This window comes from Burkholderia sp. L27(2015) (genome assembly GCF_009765705.1).
Taxonomy (GTDB): Bacteria; Pseudomonadota; Gammaproteobacteria; order Burkholderiales; family Burkholderiaceae; genus LMUX01.
The window spans coordinates 128,362-146,304 of sequence record NZ_LMUX01000027.1; the positions used below are offsets into that span (position 1 = coordinate 128,362).

Genomic DNA, 17,943 nt, shown 5'->3' on the forward strand with positions numbered 1-17,943 from the left:
TTTAGCTACAATAATCTGCTCGAAATATATTTGACGTTGCATTTTCGAAAAGAATACTGAATCTTAATCGAATGAAAAAATCGAGAAAGCCCACTTCTTATCAGCCCGTTTAAAGTACCTACGCTTTGTGAACGATCTCGGTGCTTTCCGTTTCGGGACGAGCTCCCCAGCGCGCCGCCAGCACCGCGCAAACCATTAACTGCATTTGATGAAACAGCATCAAGGGCAATACAACTGAGCCGAGCGCGTGACCTGCGAACAATACCTTGGCCATCGGGATGCCCGAAGCCAGGCTTTTCTTCGAACCACAAAAAATAATCGTGATTTGATCGGCTCGGTCAAAGCCGAGGCGTCTTGCGGTGAAATAGGTAATGACCAGTGCCAGGCCCAGCACCACGGCACACACGACCAGCACGCCGCCTAGCGCGAGTAACGGCGTCTGACGCCAGATACCCTCGTTGACGGCTTCGCTGAACGCCGTATACACCACGAGCAGGATCGAGCCTTGATCGACGTAACGCAGGAACGAGCGATGACGTGCGACCCATTTCCCGATCAGCGGCCGGGCCATTTGCCCGGCTACGAACGGCACCAGCAATTGCAGCACGATGCCCCAAATAGTATGCAGCGAAATACCGCCCGCGGTATTGGACGTCACCACGACGCTGGCCACTACCGGTGTGATGAAAATGCCCAGCAGGCTGGACGCCGATGCCGAGCAGACGGCCGCCGGCACATTGCCCTTGGCCATCGAGGTAAACGCGATCGAAGATTGTACGGTCGAGGGCAGCGTGCACAGAAACAACACGCCGGCATACAGCGCCGGAGTCACAATCGGCATCAAGAGCGGCTTGAGCGCGAGACCGAGCAGCGGAAACATGCCGAATGTGCAGAGTAGAACGAGCAAATGCAGTCGCCAATGGGTCGCCCCAGCCAGCGCCGCTTCGCGCGAGAGCTTGGCGCCGTGGAGGAAAAACAGCAGGCCGATGGCGAAATTGGTAGCCCAGTCGAACACCACGGCGGTTTCGCCTCGGGAAGGGAGCAGGCTGGCGGTGGCAACGGTTGCGAGCAGGCAGAGAGTGAAGTTATCGGGTAAAAGCTTGGGGCGGGCCATGATGTCGGTTCAAACCAGGGTGAGCCATATGCACGTGCGATATAGCGGAAAACCCTTATTTTCCGCGAATTTGAATTGGAAAAACAAATTCATTTAAATTTAAAATTGATGTGCCGATCGCATGAGTTGTTCCGCGATGGGCTCGCGTCGGGCTGGTCACCGACAATTTATGCTTATGGGTCAATAGGTTACAGGGTGTTACATCCCTCCTACCGGACTAACACTTTGTGACTCGACATAGGAGGCGCGCCGCACTAAATTAAGGTCATCGCGCTCTCAAACGTTTTTCCGCGGGAAAAACGCCGCGCACCCCGACCAAACGACGACCCATGATGGTTAAGCGCATCCCTCTCTACGCGGCAGTGGCTGCTTCCCTGGCACTAGGGGGTGCACTGCTACTCGGGACTTGTGCGGTGGCCAAAGACGAAGCTGCTTCAACGCAAACAACGCAAACATCACGGCCCCAGGCGAGTTCCGCTAAACCTCCCCCACTCAGTACCATCGCGCCCAGCGCCAAGGCTCCGGCGCAGCCCGGTCTGGCTGTACGGCCCCAAACGGGGTGGACGCCCGGTCTGAAACCGCAGGCACCCCAGTCGACCAAACATGGCACCGGCTTGGGATACGGCTTGCACGCGGGTTCGACACAGCCGGTTGGGCGAGCCAGTATTCGAGAGGCTTCGGCCAGCCTGGCTGCCAGTGCGTCCGTCAATTCCGCGACGCCGAGTACACCACTCAGCGTAGGCAGCGTCACGGCGTTTCGGCCGCCGCTCGACACGGGTCCGGTGCGCGCGGGTTCGTTGCGGGCAGATATCGCTCGTTATAGCGCCGAACGCTCGGGCCATGGGCAGTCGGAATCGAGTCCGGCTGAGCTGACTCGTACGCCGCAGACGTACTCTCCGAATCTCTACAGCAATTAAAAGCGCGATACCCGCGCTCTGCATATAGGCCCGTTGCTGATCTAACGGGCTACTTTGGCGCCACGCTTCGGGACCGATTCCGGTTCACACTTCCCCGATGTTTCCCGGTGAGCAACAAGCTCTTTAGCGCGCGATCAATCTTTGCCGCGCCGTCTCGTACTCATCCTTCAATCGCGCGACCAGTTCAGCCACGCTCGGCACATCGTTGGTCAGGCCGACGCCTTGTCCTGCGCCCCATACGTCTTTCCATGCCTTGGCGCTCGAACCATCGCTGAAATTCATCGCATGCTTGCTGGAATCGGGCAGGTTATTCGGATCCAGCCCGGCCGAGACGATACTTTCGCGTATGTAATTGCCATGCACGCCCGTGAACAGGTTGGTATAGATGATGTCGGCCGCCTGCGCGTCGACGATAGCCTTCTTGTAGTTATCCGTAGCGTGCGCCTCGCGCGTAGCGATGAAGCGCGTTCCCATATAAGCCAGATCGGCGCCCATCGCTTGAGCCGCCAGAATCGATCCGCCATTGGCGATGGCGCCGGACAAAATGATGGCGCCATCGAACATACGCCGCACTTCTCCGACCAGAGCGAACGGCGACAGCATGCCGGCATGACCGCCGGCGCCGGCCGCGACCAGAATCAGCCCGTCCACGCCGGCTTCCAGCGCCTTCTCGGCATGGCGAATCGATATCACGTCGTGCAGGACGATGCCGCCGTAGCTATGCACCGCATCCACCATTTCTTTGGGCGGCGCACGCAGGCTGGTGATGAAGATCGGCACCTTGTGTTCTACGCACACCTTGATATCGTGCTCCAGGCGCGCGTTCGACACATGCACGATCTGGTTCACCGCCAGCGGCCCGACGATGGCATCGGGATGCTGGGCGCGGTGCGCGGCGAGGTTTTCTTCGATCTGCACCAGCCAGTCGCCGAGCATTTCGGCCGGTCGTGCATTGAGCGCGGGAAATGCGCCGACGATCCCCGCCTTGCATTGGGCGAGCACAAGCTCGGGGTAGCTGACGATGAACATCGGCGACGCTACGACCGGCAGCGCGAGGTGTTGCAAAACCTTAGGCAGGGCCATACGGGACTCTCCTTAAATACGAACGATCGTTCGATTATAGAGGCTCTGAGCGCTTGCTCGTGCCGGTCAAATTTGAGTAAACATTCGGATTGCGCAAGAAACGCGCAATTCGCGGTTTGTCTCGATGCAGCGCCCGCCTACAATTAAGTCTCAAAAAAAAGGCGCACCCATCATGGCGTTTGAAAACTTCACGCAGTTTCAAGTCGATACCGGCGGCGCGCGCATTCATGGGCTCAAGGGCGGAACCGGCCCTGCGCTGTTGCTGCTGCATGGCCATCCTCAGACCCACATGATCTGGCATCTGCTGGCGCCGCGGCTGGCAGAACACTTTACCGTGATCGTCACCGATTTGCGTGGTTACGGCGCGTCTTCCAAACCGCGCGCTGTGGCGGCCGGCGGCAACGATAGTGAAGACGTCGCACATGCGCTGTACAGCAAGCGCGAGATGGCCGCGGACCAAGTCGCCGTGATGCGACATTTCGGCTTCGATCAGTTCCTGGTGTGCGCCCACGATCGCGGTGCGCGCGTCGCACATCGGATGACGCTCGATCACCCGGCGTCGGTCGAGCGGCTGATGCTGCTCGACATTGCGCCCACGCTGACCATGTATGAAAACACCGATCGCGCTTTTGCCACCGCGTATTTTCATTGGTTCTTCCTGATCCAGCAGGCGCCGTTTCCGGAGGAATTGCTGGGGGCCAATCCCGATGCCTATGTGGAACGCGTCATGGGCAGCCGTCACGCGGGGCTGGGCGTGTTTGCGCCCGAGGCACTGGCTGCGTACAAAGCCGCGTTTGCCAATCCGGATACCGTCCATGCGATCTGCGAGGACTACCGGGCGGCCGCCACCATAGACCTCGAACATGACCGCGACGACCGCGAGCGTGGCCGAAAAGTGGCCTGCCCGCTGCGTGTGTTGTGGGGAGAGTATGGCGTGATCGAGCAATGCTTCGATGCGCTTGAAGCGTGGCGTAGCGTGGCGCGCGATGTCAGCGGGCGGGCGTTGCCCTGTGGCCACTACATTCCGGAGGAAGCGCCGGATGCGTTGTATGCGGAGATGATTGCGTTTTTTACGGCGCAGGAGAGTTAAAGGACGCTTCGATCGGAGCATGCTTCGAGCCTACGTGTATCGATGGCTCCGGTTGCCGCTTGCCGCACTGAAGCTCGACGGTGTTCGCTAACGCACCGGTCCCGATCGCGCATGGATGGTGCCATTTCAATAATTCATGTAGATGAAAAAATTCACCATCGACATGGAACGATTTTAAGGTTAGTACAGCATAATAATAAATTTACACAACAACATAAACAGCAATGAGGCGAGGGCCCCACGAGGTCGCGGTTGATTCGACAAGCGGCGCGGGCGATCCTCGGCAAGCCAGTGGCCGATCGGGCTTGAAAGATTAATGTGTCCATCGGGTCACAGGTAGCGCGAGTGAGTGCGCTTTATAATGAGATGGGGACACCGCTCATTTAGAAAAGGACCGCACCATGGCGCAACATCGTATCGCTGTGATACCCGGCGACGGTATCGGCAAGGAAGTCATACCCGAAGGCATTCGCGCGCTGGACGCGACCGCACGCCGCTTCGGCATCGACCTGCAATTCGACCAGTTCGACTGGTCGAGCTGGGATCATTACGAGAAGCACGGCAAGATGTTGCCTGATAACTGGTTCGAGGTGCTCAGCCGTTACGACGCCATCTATTTCGGCGCGGTCGGCTGGCCCGAGAAAATTGCCGATCACGTGTCGCTGTGGGGTTCCTTGTTGCGCTTCAGGCGCGATTTCGACCAGTACGTGAACCTGCGGCCCTGCCGCCTGATGCCGGGTGTGCGCTCGCCGCTGGCTGACCGCAAGCCCGGCGATATCGATTTCTACGTGGTCCGCGAAAACACCGAGGGCGAGTATTCGAGCATAGGCGGTCGCATGTACGAGGGCACCGAGCGCGAGATCGTCATGCAGGAGACGGTGATGTCGCGTCACGGCGTGGACCGGATTCTGAAATATGCATTCGAGCTGGCAGCACGTCGCCCGAAAAAGCATCTGACCTCGGCGACCAAGTCCAACGGCATCGCCATCACCATGCCGTATTGGGATGAGCGAGTCGAAGCGATGGCTCAGCACTATCCGCAGGTCAAAAGGGACAAATATCATATCGACATCTTGACCGCGCAGTTCGTCGCGCATCCCGACTGGTTCGATGTGGTGGTGGCCAGCAACCTGTTCGGCGACATCCTGTCGGACCTGGGGCCGGCTGTGTGCGGCACGATCGGTATCGCGCCGTCGGCCAATATCAATCCGGAACGCAAATTTCCGAGTCTGTTCGAACCGGTGCATGGTTCGGCCCCAGATATTGCCGGCAAAGGCATCGCCAATCCGATCGGGCAAATCTGGTGTGGGGGCCTGATGCTCGAGCACCTGGGCTATCCGGAAGCGGGCGCGGCGGTCCTGACCGGAATCGAGCAGGTGCTGAGTAGCGGCGTGGCGCACGCACCGTTGACCGCCGATTTGGGCGGCAAGGGAAACACCGTCGACTTGGGCACCGCCATCGCGCAAGCCATCGGCAGCGGGGCGGCCTGATCGTCCAAGCCGGCTGTGTTTAGGCACGGCGTTCCAGACGGGGTGTGCAGGGAACGGTTTGCGCGCCTTGTCCGCTTAGCGAGCTGCTTGTGATCGAGGGAAAGTCCCGATGCGGCAAGGGTTTGTGCCGCGGTACTATGCATTCGACGCTGATCACGTCTCACAATTTATGTTTTAGTTTTCTTAGGCCGCCAGGGCTCATAGCCGGGCGGCTTTCTCTTTTTGTGGCCGCCGTTCACAGCTGCGGGTCACAGCTACGGCTCGCAGCGACAATAAGGCACGCAGTCACGCCGCGCGGATTCTTTCGCCTTCCACGACCAGTGCACCACCTCGTTCCAGATCCGCCAATAGCGATACCAGCAACGCCTTGCACGCGACATCATCGTCACCCGTCAGCGGCCGACCGATCAGCGTCTCGGCGCAAGCGCCCATGATGGCGGCGTCGTGCAGCATCGCAAGCAACTCGACCATCGACAGCGTACGCGCCTCCAGCAGCTTGAACACGATCAGCACTTTCAGCGCGTGGCGGGCATTGCGCAACGGCTCGGCGCGTAAATAGGCAAGCCGGGAGAACGCGCGTTCCAGTGCCGCTTCCGTATTTTCAAACGGTGCGCCATGGCCAGGAATAATCACGCGCGGCTTGAGTCGCGCAATCTCTTCGAGCACCGCCTGCTGCTCGGCAAATCCGCTGTCGCCGATCAGCTCCGGAAAGATCACACCAAAACCGTTTTCCCATAGTGCGTCGGCGCTGATCAAAATGCCGTGAGCGTCGCAATACAGCATCAGCGAATGCGGGTCGTGGCCGGGTGCGCCGAGGATGCGCCATTCGAGATCCCCGAGTTCGATCGTCGAGCCGGGCGTGAGTGCGCGATCGGACGTAAACGGCTCGCAGGTTTGGCCGGTCGCCTTGAAGCTGAGTTGGTCCTCGTCCCAGTTGCGCACGGCATCGGCCTCGTGCGCTGCAATCGCGATGTGCGCGCCGTAATGCTGTTGCAGCAAGGCGTTGCCGCCGCAGTGGTCGGAGTGCAGATGCGTGTTGACGATCAAGGCTAGCGTTTGCTCGCCCAAAGCGTTTTGCACGAGCGCCAGCGTTTGAGGTGCATGCGTGGAGTAGCCGGTGTCCACCAATGCATTGCCGTTGCGACCGCGCAGCAGAATATTGTTCGACGATAGCCAGCCACGCTCGAAGACGTGCATCGATGCCGGCAATGTGGGCGCGGTCATGCATGAGCCGCGCGGTCGGTATCCGACGCGGCCGTGTTGGGCTTGGGCATCACCAAAATTTTCGCGCAGCCCACCGTCACCGTCTCACCGCGCTGGTTCACGATTTGGCCGGCCAGCGTAACCATGTCGCCGTTCAGGCTTTCCTTCCAGTGAGATTCGGTCACTTCCCAACTCATCGTCAGCGTATCGCCGAGATGCGCCGCTTTCCTCAGTTTCATCGAAAACTCAAGGCCGAGCGGTTGGCGTTCGTCGCAAAAATGGCTGGCCAGCATGGCCATAAAATAGGCGACCGGTTGGGTGCCCGACGCAATCAAGCCGCCGAAACGGGACTGTGCCGCATATTCGGCGTCGTGATGCAGCGGATTGAAATCTTCGACGCGTGTAGCGAACGATTTGATGTTCTCCTCGTTCAGCGTCAGATTCTTGGAACAACGCTCGCCGACATTGACGAGCCGTGCAGGCAGCTTCATTGCGGCGACGCTCCGGTGGATGGGGCGCGGCGCTCTTGCAGCGCGCGTCGCTGCCGCAGCGTCGCGCACAGTTGACGCTGTTGCGCGGCGCTCAACTGCGACCATGTGGCGATTTCACCGAGCGTGCGCAGGCACCCGTCGCATAGCTGCGTCTCGGGGTTCATGGTGCATACGCTGGTGCAGGGAGACGGACGTTGGGCGGCCATGGTTCAAGGGGTACCAAGTCAGTAGGGTTTAAGCCGGCAGGTCATGAGTAGCAAGGCCATGATCCAGCAACTCATGAATCAGGAGCGCTGCAGCTCGAGATCGGATTCACGCAGCGCCACGTCGCATACCGGCGCGCCCGTGAGCGCGACCAATTGTGCGGGCGTCACATTGAATACCGCGTGCGGATGGCCTGCTGCAGCCCACAGGCTTTCCAGTTCGAGCAAGTCGGCATCGATCAAGGTCACGGGCTTCGTTGCATGTGCGAAGGGTGCGACACCGCCAATCGCATAACCTGTTTTTTCCCGCACATATCGGGCGTTGGCTTTGCCGATCGGGCCGGTATGCGCTGCCACCTTGGTCTCGTCGACGCGGTTCGCGCCGCTCGCAATCACCAGCACCGGCACATCGTCGCTAAGACGTCTGAAAATAATCGACTTGGCGATCTGTGCGACAGCGCACCCGAGGCCGGCAGCGGCCTCAGCCGAAGTACGGCCGGTTTCGGGCAGCATCACGACGGGCAGATCCATGCCGCGTGCGCGCAGCACTTCGATAATCCGTTGCGCTGCGTCAGGGAATGCCGCGCTTGAGGTGGGGCTGGCGCTTGAGTCAGGAGAGTTCATAAAGGTCGAGGAACGCAATCGTGCTTCACGTTGTGCTTCGCGTTGTACTTCACATCGCACTCCGCATTGTTTAGACTTCGGCCGCCGCGCGTTGCTTGGCGAGCAGTGCCTTGCCTGCACGCGACGCATTGGACTTGCCGATCGCCGTCGAAATGAAATCGCCGGCAGCGACCACCTGCGCCAGATCGATGCCGGTGCGTATGCCCAGTCCATGCAGCAGATACAGCACGTCTTCTGTCGCCACATTGCCGGTCGCGCCTTTCGCATACGGGCAACCGCCGAGGCCAGCGAGCGACGCATGGAAAATCGCAATGCCTTCTTCCAGCGACGCATAGATGTTGGCGAGCGCCTGCCCATACGTGTCGTGGAAATGTCCCGACAAGCGTTCACGCGGAAAGGTGCGAACGGCTGCGGCCATGACCTCGCGGGTCAACGCCGCGGTGCCCACGCCTATCGTGTCGGCAATATCGATTTCGTCGCAACCGAGTGCGGCGAGCCGCTCGATCACGTCGACCACCGACGACACCGGCACTTCGCCTTGGTACGGGCAGCCCAGCGCACACGAAACGCTGCCGCGCAGCCGCAAGCCATGCTGCTTGGCCGCTTGCGCCACCGGTTCGAAGCGGGCGATGCTTTCGGCGATGCCGCAATTGATATTGCGCTGCGAGAACGCCTCGCTGGCCGCCGCGAAGATCACCACCTCGTCCACGCCCGCCGCGACCGCGGCCTCGAAGCCGCGCAGGTTCGGCGTCAACGCCGAATAGATCGTGTTCGGGCCGCGCTTGATGCGAGCCATCACTTCCGAGCCGTCCGCCATTTGCGGCACCCACTTGGGCGACACGAACGATGCGGCCTCGATGTTGGCGAAGCCGGCGGCCGTCAGCCGGTCGATCAGTTCGACCTTGGTGACGGTGGGTACCCAGTCTTTTTCGTTCTGCAGGCCGTCGCGCGGACCCACTTCAACCACTTTGACGTGTTCGGGAAACTTCATGGCATTTCTCCTGTGCAGTGCGCCGGTTCAGCCGGCCCCGGCTTTTTTAGCGTCCTGACTTATTCTTAATATCCTCGGGCAACCTCAACCATACCCTTTACCGCCAGCCCCTGCTCCAGCGCGGCGATCTTGGCCACGATCTGTTCGATACTTTCGTCGCGCAGGGTCAGAGCTGAAATGTGCGGCGTGATGGTGATGCGCGGTTCGCTCCAGAAGGGATGATCTTGCGGCAGTGGCTCTTCGCGAAACACATCGAGCGTGGCCGCGGCTATCTGTTGCTGAGCGAGCGCTGCGAGCAGGTCGGCCTCCACCAGATGTGCGCCACGTGCCACGTTGATCAGATAAGCGGGCTCTCCCGACTTGGCCAGCTTCGCGAACGTGTCGCGATTCAGGATGTCGCGCGTTTGCGGCGTGTTGGGCAGCAGGTTCACCAGCACGCGTACGCCGCTGAGAAATGCATCGAACTGCGCATCGAACTGCGCGCCGAACGGTTGCTCGCCGTGAAAGCTCGCGATGCCCGGCAATTGCTTGGCGCTACGGCTCCAGCCGCGCACCGGCAGACCGAGTCCGACCAAGGTTTGCGCTACCTGCATGCCGAGTTGTCCGAGGCCCAGCACGCCCACGTGAAAGCTCGTGCGCGGATGCGGTTTGAGCGGGTGCCATTCGCGCCGCGCTTGCTGAGCCGCGTATTCGTCGAAGCGGCGCATATACCGCAACACGGTATACGCGACATATTCCGCCATCTGGCTCGCCATGCCCGCGTCGTCCAGGCGGATCAGCGCGAGCTCGGGCGGCAGCAATCCCGGTGTGGCACGCTCCAGGTCGAGCAGCGCATCGACGCCCGCACCGAGGTTGAAGATCGCGCGCCAGCCTTGACGTGCTGCCAGCATTTGCGCTGGCGGTCTCCAGACTATCGCGTAGTCGGCGTGGCCGCTATCGCCCGGCGTCCACGCGCGTACGCGCGCATCGGGCATCCGTTCGGCAAAACCCGCGAGCCACTTTGCAGCATCGGTATCTGCGACATAAATCAGTAAATCCATGCCCTTCATCCAGTGAAGATCGGTGCAACGATCGCTAGACCACGCTCGGAGACATGACACTGGGCGTCGCCCGAGCGCGAGCCGCCTCAGGTTTCGAACGCGGCGTTTAGACCGCCGCGAGCGCAACCTCGGCCTCGGCCGGAGTGAACGCCAGCAACTGCGCACCCTCCTGGACCTGATCGCCGATCGCAAACAAAATTTCGTCCACGGTGCCGGCGGCCGGCGCGTGGATCGTGTGCTCCATTTTCATCGCTTCCATCACCAGCAGCGCATCGCCTTTTTCAACCGAACTACCCGGCGCGACCAAAATTGCGATGACCTTGCCGGGCATCGGCGCCGTGAGCTTGCCTTCGCGATGATCACCTTCATCGGCATGGCTGAGCGGGTCTTGCCATTCAAGCGGCATGGCGCGGCCCTGATGAAACACGGTGAATGTGTCGCCCTGCGCAAACACGCGCCCGGTTGCGCGCGCATCGTCCAGTGTCACCGTCAGGCTATACGCGTTGCCGTTGCCATCGCTGTTGCTGCCATCGACGTTGCCACTGCCACTGCCGTCGCGCGTCCAGCCGAAGCGGGCGGTTACGCCGTTGTAGGTCAGTTGCGAACCGCTTGCATCGCTACTCAACTTGGCGCTGACCTCAGTCTCGCTGATCGGATCGAGCCAGCTGAGGTTGCGCGTGTAGCGGCCATTAAGCTGCCAACCGTGCAGAGCTTGCCATGGCGAATGCGGATCGGCCCGATCGGCGCTGCCGACGCCGCCGTATCGGCTGGCTTCGCGCGCGAGCAGGCTGGCCGTGGCCAGGGCTACTGCCGCGGCCGGCAGTGCCGGTGGTTCCGCGAACAAAGTGTCGTGATGACGTTCGATCAACCCCGTATCGAGATCGGCGGTGCTGAACGGCACGCTGATCACGAGCCGCTCCAGAAACGCGAGGTTGGTATGCAGCCCCACCACTTCGAATTCACGCAGGGCCTGCGCCATGCGTGCCAGCGCCTGGGCACGGTCCTGGCCCCACACGATCAGCTTGGCGATCATCGGATCGTAGTACGGGCTGATCGTATCGTGTTCGCGTATGCCGCTGTCGATGCGCACCGCGGCCGGCTGCGGGCCGTCGCCCACGGTGAATTGCACGGCCGCAGGCGTGCGCAAATAGCGCAGCGTGCCGGTAGAGGGCAGGAAGCTGCGCGCGGGGTTTTCCGCATACACGCGCGCCTCGATCGCATGACCGTTCACGGTGAGCTCGTGTTGCGCGAGCGGCAGCGCTTGCCCAGCGGCCACGCGCAATTGCCATTCGACGAGGTCGAGACCGGTGATCATTTCCGTCACTGGATGTTCGACCTGCAGGCGGGTATTCATTTCCATGAAATAGAACGGGCCTTCGCCGCCATCGGGCGCCGCCGCCACGATAAATTCCACGGTGCCGGCGCCGACATAGCCGACCGCGCGCGCCGCAGCTACCGCTGCCTCGCCCATCGCCCGACGACGCTCGTCCGACAAACCGGGCGCAGGCGCTTCTTCCAGCACCTTCTGATGGCGGCGCTGCACCGAGCAATCGCGCTCGAACAGATAGACGCAATTCCCCAGGCCATCAGCGAAAACCTGAATTTCGACATGGCGCGGGCGCTGCAAATATTTCTCGATCAGTACGCGATCGTCGCCAAAGCTGCTGCGCGCCTCACGCTGGCAGGAGCTCAGCGCCGTTTCGAAATCTTCGCTGCGCTCGACCACGCGCATGCCCTTGCCGCCGCCGCCGGCGCTCGCCTTGAGCAACACCGGGTAGCCCATCTGATCGGCTTCGCGGTGCAGTAGCGCCGGGCTCTGATCGGCGCCGTGATAGCCCGGCACCAGCGGCACACCGGCTTTACCCATCAGCGCCTTGGCCGCCGCCTTGGAGCCCATGGCCGCGATTGCCTCGACCGGCGGTCCGATGAAGGCGATGCCGTGCTGCGCGCAAGCCTGTGCAAACGCTTCGTTCTCGGACAGAAAACCGTAGCCCGGATGGATCGCCTGCGCGCCGGTTTCCAGCGCTGCGGCGATGATCGCATCGATACGCAAATAACTGGCGTCGACGCTGGCCTCGCCGATGCGCACCGCTTCATCGCATACCGCAACGTGGCGTGCCTGCAGGTCGGCGTCCGAATAGACGGCTACGCTGGCAATGCCCATGCGCTTGCAGGTCGCCGCCACACGGCAGGCGATTTCGCCGCGATTGGCGATCAGGACTTTGTTGAACATGGTGTCTCCTAGGCTGCGGTGCGGCGTGCGTGTTATGCGGTGGCGGCTTGTTTATCGTTATAGTCGACGCCCTCGGCGCGCATGCCCAGCCGTTTCAGCAACGCGCGGTCGGCCTCGGCCTGCGGGTTGCCGGTGGTGAGCAAGCGCTCGCCATAGAAAATCGAATTGGCGCCGGCGGCAAAGCACAGTGCCTGCAACGCTTCGTCCATTTGCTCGCGTCCGGCCGAGAGCCTGACCATCGCGCGCGGCATGGTGATGCGCGCCACCGCGATGGTGCGTACGAATTCGAACGGATCGAGCGGCGCGGTGCCGGCTAGCGGCGTGCCTTCGACCTGCACCAGGTTATTGATCGGCACCGATTCCGGATACGGATCGAGGTTGGCCAACTGGGCGATCAAGCCGGCGCGTTCGCGGCGCGATTCGCCCATCCCGACAATGCCGCCGCAACACACGTTGATGCCGGCGTCGCGCACATGTTCTAGCGTATCCAGGCGGTCCTGGTAGGTGCGGGTGCTGATGATCTGGCCGTAGAACTCGGGCGAGGTGTCGAGATTGTGGTTGTAGTAGTCCAGGCCCGCTTCCTTGAGCGACTGCGCTTGGTTTTCCTTGAGCATGCCCAGCGTCACGCAGGTTTCCATGCCGAGCGCCTTGACCTCGCGGATCATCTCGGCCACTTGCGCAACTTGATGTTCTTTCGGGCTGCGCCACGCAGCACCCATGCAAAAGCGTGTTGCGCCATGTTGTTTGGCGGCGCGCGCTGCTTCGATCACTTCGGCGATCGGCATCAGCTTGTCGGCTTCGACACCGGTGTCGTGATGCGCCGACTGCGGGCAATAGGCGCAATCCTCGGGGCAGCCCCCCGTCTTGATCGACAGCAGCGTCGAGAGCTGCACCAGATTCGGATCGAAGTGCTCGCGGTGCACTTGTTGTGCGCGAAACATCAGGTCGTTGAACGGCAGGTCGTATAGCGCGATGACATCGGCCACTTTCCATGCAGCCGACGCGCTTTTAGCGGCCGTTGCGTTGACCGACGCGGCGGCGCCCGTCAGGGTTTGAGTCGGGGTTGGCGTCGGGGTCAGCGTATTGAGCGTCATAATCGGATTCCTTTAAATCGTCGAGTGCGTGCTGGCGTAATTTACGCCAAGCAGCGGTTTAATATTCAGATAATGGGCCGCGCCGGCAGCGCTGGGCGGATTCAGAAAAGGGATGCTGCCCAGCAGCGGCGTGCCGTACTGCCGCTCGAGCCGGGTTCGCAAGGTATCGATATTGGCCTCGCGGTGGAGCATGTGGGGATCGATCTGGTTGGCGATCCAGCCCACCAGCGTCAAGCCGCGCGCGACGATGGCTTCGGCGCTAAGCAAGGCATGGCTGATGCAGCCCAACCGGATGCCGACCACGAGCACCACCGGCAAGCCCAACGCCACGGTCAGGTCGGCCGTGTCGAGCGTGTCGTCAAGCGGCACGCGAAAGCCGCCGACGCCTTCGATCACCACGACATCCGCGCGTGTGCGTACCTCTTCGTAACACGCCACGATGCGTTCGAGTTCGAGTGTGACGCCAGCCGCGGCAGCAACCAGATGCGGTGCCGCCGGCTCCTCGAACAAGTACGGTGTGGTCATCTCCAGCGGCAACTTTACATTGACGGCGGCCGCGAGCTGTTCGACATCGTCGTTGAGCAAGCGGCCACCGTGCCAAACCGCGCCCGATGCAATCGGCTTCATCGCGGCGGTACGCGCTCCCAACGCGCCGAACGCGTGCACCAACGCGCTCGATGCCAGCGTCTTGCCGATGCCGGTATCGGTGCCGGTGACGAAGATCGACCGGGGCATCGGCGCTTGATCCGGTAACGAGGCCTGAGGCGATACCGAGGCTTGATGCGGCACCGAAACTCGAGGCGATAACGAGGCTTGATCAGGTGTCGAGGCGTGATCAGGTATTAAGGTTTTCATGCAGCCACCTTGCTGACCTCGCGCAGCCCCGCTTCGAGCCGGTCGAGATCGGCGTCGGTATGCGCGGCCGATAACGAGATACGCAAGCGCGAACTACCGCGTGGCACGGTCGGCGGTCGGATGGCCGGCACCCACATGCCGTGCGCGTCGAGCGCTGCGGCGAGCGCGAGCGTAGGCTGGTTCTCGCCGATGATGAGCGGCTGGATCGCGGTGTGCGAATCGACCGGTTGCCACGGCGTGCGTTTGAGCATGTCGCGCACGCGCGCAATCGACTGTTGCAAGCGCCGCCGCCGCGCGGAACCTTCGCTTGATGCGATCAGGCGCACGCTCGCGGACACGGCATGGGCGATCGCCGGGGGTGCCGCGGTCGTGAAGATGTAAGGGCGCGCACGTTGCAGCAGCCACTCGATCACGGTTTCGTGCGCCACGACAAACGCGCCGGCCACGCCCGCCGCTTTGCCCAGCGTGCCGACGTACACCAGGTAAGGCGAGCGCACTTGCGCGTGCGCCAGGATGCCGGCGCCCCCGCCGATCACGCCGAAGCCATGGGCGTCGTCGATCACCAGCCACGCATGATGGCGCTCGGCCAGCGCGAGCAAGCTCGGAATCGGCGCGAGGTCGCCGTCCATGCTGAACACGCCGTCGCTGACGATCACCTTGGTGGCGCAGGAGCAGGCGTTCAATTGCCGTTCGAGCGTGACTAAATCCAGATGCGGATAAACCTGCACCGTCGCACGCGAGAGCCGCGCGCCATCGATCAGCGACGCATGGTTCAGCGCGTCCGAAAAAATCATGGCGTCTTTGTCGGCTAGCGTCGAGAGCACCGCCAGATTCGCCATGTAGCCGGTCGAAAAATACAGCGCGCGCGGTGCATCGCTGAAGCCGCCGGTGAAGGCTGCCAGATCGTCCTCGGCCTGCGCATGAGGGCGCGAGTGACCGCCCAGCAGGTGAGAACCGCCGCTGCCGGCGCCGTACAACGCGGCGCCTTCGGCCATTGCCGCCACCAGCGCCGGGTGGGCCGCCAGGCCCAGGTAGTCGTTGCTCGCGAAGCCGATGATGTCGCGCCCGTCGATCTTCATGTGCGCATCGCACGGGGTGTCGGCGATCCGGCGTTGGCGGGTCAGCCGCTGCGCCTCGATCTCGCGCAACTGTCGTTCCAGTGAGTCCAGCAATTCCATAACAACCAACCTTAAATTATTCGTACGTGTTCAGTACATATTCCAGCGTCGCGCGTGTGCGCCAGGCCAGGAGTTCGAGCTCAGTATCGGTCAGCACATACGGCGGCATAAAGTACACGGTGCGCCCGATTGGGCGAATCATCAATTCGTGACGCAAGCCGGTTTCGAAAAAACGTCGTGCAAAAGCGCCTGCCGCCTGCGCACTGACTTGCTGGCCGAGTTGTACGTCGAAGGCAAAAATGGTGCCGCTTTGCCGCAGGTGGCGCACCTTGGGGTGGCTCGCGAGCGGCGCCATATGCTTGGCCAGCGTCGCGGACTTCGCACGATTGCTTGCCAGCACGTCTTCGTTCTTGAACAGGTCCAGCGTGGCTAGCGCGGCGGTGCAGGCGAGCGGGTTGCCCGTGTACGAGTGCGAGTGCAGGAAGCCGCGGGCGACCTCGTCGTCGTAGAACGCTTCGTAAATCGAGTCGCGCACGAGCACCACCGACAAGGGCAGGTAACCGCCACTGATGCCCTTGGATAGACACAGCAGATCGGGCCAAACACCGGCCTGCTCCGACGCGAAAAACGTGCCGGTGCGCCCGCACCCGACCGCGATTTCGTCGGCAATCAGATGCACGCCGTATTGGTCGCACAGCGCGCGCAGGCCGCTCAGATACGACGGGTGATACATCGCCATGCCGGCCGCGCATTGCACCAGCGGCTCGACGATGATAGCCGCGAGTTGCTCGTGGCGCGCTTCGAACAGTGCGCGCACTTCGGTTAGCGCGCGCGCGGCTACGTCCGCGCTGCTTTCGCCGGGCTGCGCGCCGCGCGCATCGGGCGATGCAACCAGGTGGGCCCGACGCAGCAGCGGGTCATAGGCATCGCGAAATAGCGCGACATCCGTCACCCCAAGCGCGCCTATCGTCTCGCCGTGATAACTATGAGCGAGGCAGACGAATTCCTGCTTGGCCGTTTTGCCATGATTGCGCCAATAGTGGAAGCTCATTTTCAGCGCGATCTCGACTGCCGACGCGCCATCGCTCGCGTAAAACGCGTGGCCGAGTACGCCACCCGTAAGTGCTGCCAGCCGCTCGGAAAGTTCGACTACCGGCTGGTGCGTGCAACCGGCCAGCATCGTGTGTTCGAGCGTATCGATTTGGGCTTTGAGCGCGGCGCCGATGACCGGGTTCGCGTGCCCGAACAAGTTGACCCACCAGGAGCTGATCGCGTCCAGATAACGATTGCCGTCGAAATCGTACAGCCAGGCGCCGGCCCCGCGCGCGATCGCCAGCGGCGGCGTCTGCTCGTGCTGTTTCATTTGCGTGCACGGATGCCAGACCGAGGCAAGGCTGCGGTCCGCCCACTCTTTGGATTGGTGCTTGTTCACATCGAATCCTATCTCAAAAAACGGCTATACAAAGCAAAGTGCAAGGCGACATCACGTCGCCAACCAATTCGGTTTGCGCTTTTCCAGAAAACTGGCAATACCTTCACGGCCCTCGTCACTGGCACGTATCCGCGCGATGCGATCCGCCGTGTCCCACATCAACGCGGTATCGATAGGGCGGTGCGCCAAATCGATCACCAGCCGTTTGCATTCGCTCACTGCGCTCGGGCCGTTGGCGGCCAGCGTGCGAGCGATTTCACCCACCGCCGCCTCCAGTACATCGGCCGGCACCACCTGATGCAACATCCCGATCTGCGCGCCGTAGGCCGCGCCAAAGCGCTCGGCCGTCACAAAATACCGGCGCGCTGCTTGCTCGCCCATGACCCGGATCACATACGGTGCGATCGTCGCGGGCATCAGTCCGAGGCGCGCTTCAGACAGGCAAAACTGCGCGTGATCGGCGGCGATCGCGATATCGCAAGCCGCCAACAAGCCCATGCCGCCTGCATACGTGTCGCCCTGGACTTGCGCGATAACCGGCTTGGAGCAGCGGTATATCGTGTTCAGCATCGTCGCCAGCGCGAGCGCATCGGCGCGGTTTTCAGCGTCGGTGTAGCCGGACATGCGCTTCATCCAGTTCAGATCGGCGCCGGCGCAAAACGACGGGCCGTTCGCGGCGAGTATCACCACGCGCACTTGACCATTGGCATCGAGTTCGCTGAATACCTGTGTCAACTCGGCAATCGTCATCTCGTCGAACGCGTTGCGTATCTCCGGGCGGTTCAAGGTGACCTGAGCCACGTGCGGTAGCCGGTCGTCGTGCGTCAGCGTGATCCGTTCGTAACTCATGGTGTGTCTTGCTCCTTATGTTGGCACTGAGTGTGTTGCAGATCAGACTTGAACATCCAACATCTGCAGCCAGCCCCAGCATCCAGCTTCGGCACTGTGCGTCAGCATGACGCCCT

General features: G+C 61.8%; 17 protein-coding genes. 3 read left to right on the forward strand and 14 right to left on the reverse strand.

The features are described 5' to 3' along the window. Positions 1 to 118: 118 nt before the first annotated feature. The gene (locus GSQ77_RS28335) at positions 119 to 1,114 is read right to left on the reverse strand and encodes a bile acid:sodium symporter family protein (RefSeq protein ID WP_158907363.1); all 996 of its coding nucleotides are present in this window, start codon (positions 1,112 to 1,114) and stop codon (positions 119 to 121) included. 329 nt (positions 1,115 to 1,443) lie between these two features. Here GSQ77_RS28335 and GSQ77_RS28340 point away from each other — a divergent pair, with 329 nt between their 5' ends. Beyond that, on the forward strand, positions 1,444 to 2,031 hold the full coding sequence (locus GSQ77_RS28340; protein WP_158907365.1) for a hypothetical protein: 588 nt from the start codon (positions 1,444 to 1,446) through the stop codon (positions 2,029 to 2,031). A 123-nt stretch (positions 2,032 to 2,154) separates the two neighbouring features. Here GSQ77_RS28340 and GSQ77_RS28345 read toward each other — a convergent pair whose 3' ends face one another. Further along, positions 2,155 to 3,114 carry a nitronate monooxygenase family protein gene (locus tag GSQ77_RS28345; RefSeq protein ID WP_158907367.1) on the reverse strand — a complete coding sequence of 320 codons (960 nt, stop codon included), beginning with the start codon at positions 3,112 to 3,114 and terminating at the stop codon, positions 2,155 to 2,157. A 172-nt stretch (positions 3,115 to 3,286) separates the two neighbouring features. On the opposite strand from GSQ77_RS28345, the gene GSQ77_RS28350 reads away from it, so the two are divergent. Both GSQ77_RS28350 and GSQ77_RS28355 read left to right on the forward strand, forming a co-directional pair. Beyond that, the gene (locus GSQ77_RS28350; protein WP_158907369.1) at positions 3,287 to 4,204 is read left to right on the forward strand and encodes an alpha/beta fold hydrolase; all 918 of its coding nucleotides are present in this window, start codon (positions 3,287 to 3,289) and stop codon (positions 4,202 to 4,204) included. A 401-nt stretch (positions 4,205 to 4,605) separates the two neighbouring features. After that, entirely contained in the window at positions 4,606 to 5,694 is a 1,089-nt protein-coding gene (locus GSQ77_RS28355) for a tartrate dehydrogenase (RefSeq protein WP_158907371.1), read from the forward strand. A gap of 285 nt (positions 5,695 to 5,979) precedes the next feature. Here the strand turns inward: GSQ77_RS28355 and GSQ77_RS28360 are convergent, their stop codons facing one another. The 12 genes from GSQ77_RS28360 to GSQ77_RS28415 form a co-directional block, all read right to left on the reverse strand. Further along, positions 5,980 to 6,918: an MBL fold metallo-hydrolase gene (locus GSQ77_RS28360; RefSeq protein ID WP_158907373.1), complete on the reverse strand. Its 939-nt coding sequence runs from the start codon at positions 6,916 to 6,918 to the stop codon at positions 5,980 to 5,982. Beyond that, positions 6,915 to 7,388 (reverse strand): MaoC family dehydratase, encoded by a 474-nt coding sequence (locus GSQ77_RS28365; protein WP_158907375.1) that lies wholly within the window; start codon positions 7,386 to 7,388, stop codon positions 6,915 to 6,917. The genes GSQ77_RS28360 and GSQ77_RS28365 overlap by 4 nt, the downstream gene beginning before the upstream one ends. Further along, positions 7,385 to 7,552, reverse strand: coding sequence for a DUF1289 domain-containing protein (locus tag GSQ77_RS28370; RefSeq protein ID WP_254067869.1), 168 nt, complete (start codon positions 7,550 to 7,552; stop codon positions 7,385 to 7,387). Before GSQ77_RS28370 ends, GSQ77_RS28365 begins: the two co-directional genes overlap by 4 nt. A 120-nt stretch (positions 7,553 to 7,672) precedes the next feature. Then, positions 7,673 to 8,215, reverse strand: a complete 543-nt coding sequence (locus GSQ77_RS28375) for a YbaK/EbsC family protein (RefSeq protein WP_158907379.1) — start codon at positions 8,213 to 8,215, stop codon at positions 7,673 to 7,675. A gap of 70 nt (positions 8,216 to 8,285) precedes the next feature. After that, positions 8,286 to 9,206: a hydroxymethylglutaryl-CoA lyase gene (locus tag GSQ77_RS28380; protein ID WP_158907381.1), complete on the reverse strand. Its 921-nt coding sequence runs from the start codon at positions 9,204 to 9,206 to the stop codon at positions 8,286 to 8,288. Between the two features lie 65 nt (positions 9,207 to 9,271). Next, on the reverse strand, positions 9,272 to 10,246 hold the full coding sequence (locus GSQ77_RS28385; RefSeq protein ID WP_158907383.1) for a glyoxylate/hydroxypyruvate reductase A: 975 nt from the start codon (positions 10,244 to 10,246) through the stop codon (positions 9,272 to 9,274). A 106-nt stretch (positions 10,247 to 10,352) separates the two neighbouring features. Further along, the gene (locus GSQ77_RS28390; RefSeq protein WP_158907385.1) at positions 10,353 to 12,479 is read right to left on the reverse strand and encodes an acetyl/propionyl/methylcrotonyl-CoA carboxylase subunit alpha; all 2,127 of its coding nucleotides are present in this window, start codon (positions 12,477 to 12,479) and stop codon (positions 10,353 to 10,355) included. A gap of 32 nt (positions 12,480 to 12,511) precedes the next feature. Further along, complete coding sequence (gene bioB / locus GSQ77_RS28395) at positions 12,512 to 13,573, reverse strand: biotin synthase BioB (RefSeq protein WP_158907387.1); 1,062 nt, start codon at positions 13,571 to 13,573, stop codon at positions 12,512 to 12,514. Between the two features lie 12 nt (positions 13,574 to 13,585). Further along, positions 13,586 to 14,308: a dethiobiotin synthase gene (gene bioD, locus GSQ77_RS28400; protein ID WP_158907389.1), complete on the reverse strand. Its 723-nt coding sequence runs from the start codon at positions 14,306 to 14,308 to the stop codon at positions 13,586 to 13,588. A gap of 116 nt (positions 14,309 to 14,424) precedes the next feature. Next, positions 14,425 to 15,606, reverse strand: coding sequence for an 8-amino-7-oxononanoate synthase (gene bioF, locus GSQ77_RS28405; RefSeq protein WP_158907391.1), 1,182 nt, complete (start codon positions 15,604 to 15,606; stop codon positions 14,425 to 14,427). A 16-nt stretch (positions 15,607 to 15,622) separates the two neighbouring features. Next, positions 15,623 to 16,978 carry an adenosylmethionine--8-amino-7-oxononanoate transaminase gene (gene bioA, locus GSQ77_RS28410; protein ID WP_158907393.1) on the reverse strand — a complete coding sequence of 452 codons (1,356 nt, stop codon included), beginning with the start codon at positions 16,976 to 16,978 and terminating at the stop codon, positions 15,623 to 15,625. A gap of 51 nt (positions 16,979 to 17,029) precedes the next feature. Then, the gene (locus GSQ77_RS28415) at positions 17,030 to 17,827 is read right to left on the reverse strand and encodes an enoyl-CoA hydratase/isomerase family protein (RefSeq protein ID WP_158907395.1); all 798 of its coding nucleotides are present in this window, start codon (positions 17,825 to 17,827) and stop codon (positions 17,030 to 17,032) included. Positions 17,828 to 17,943: the final 116 nt, after the last annotated feature.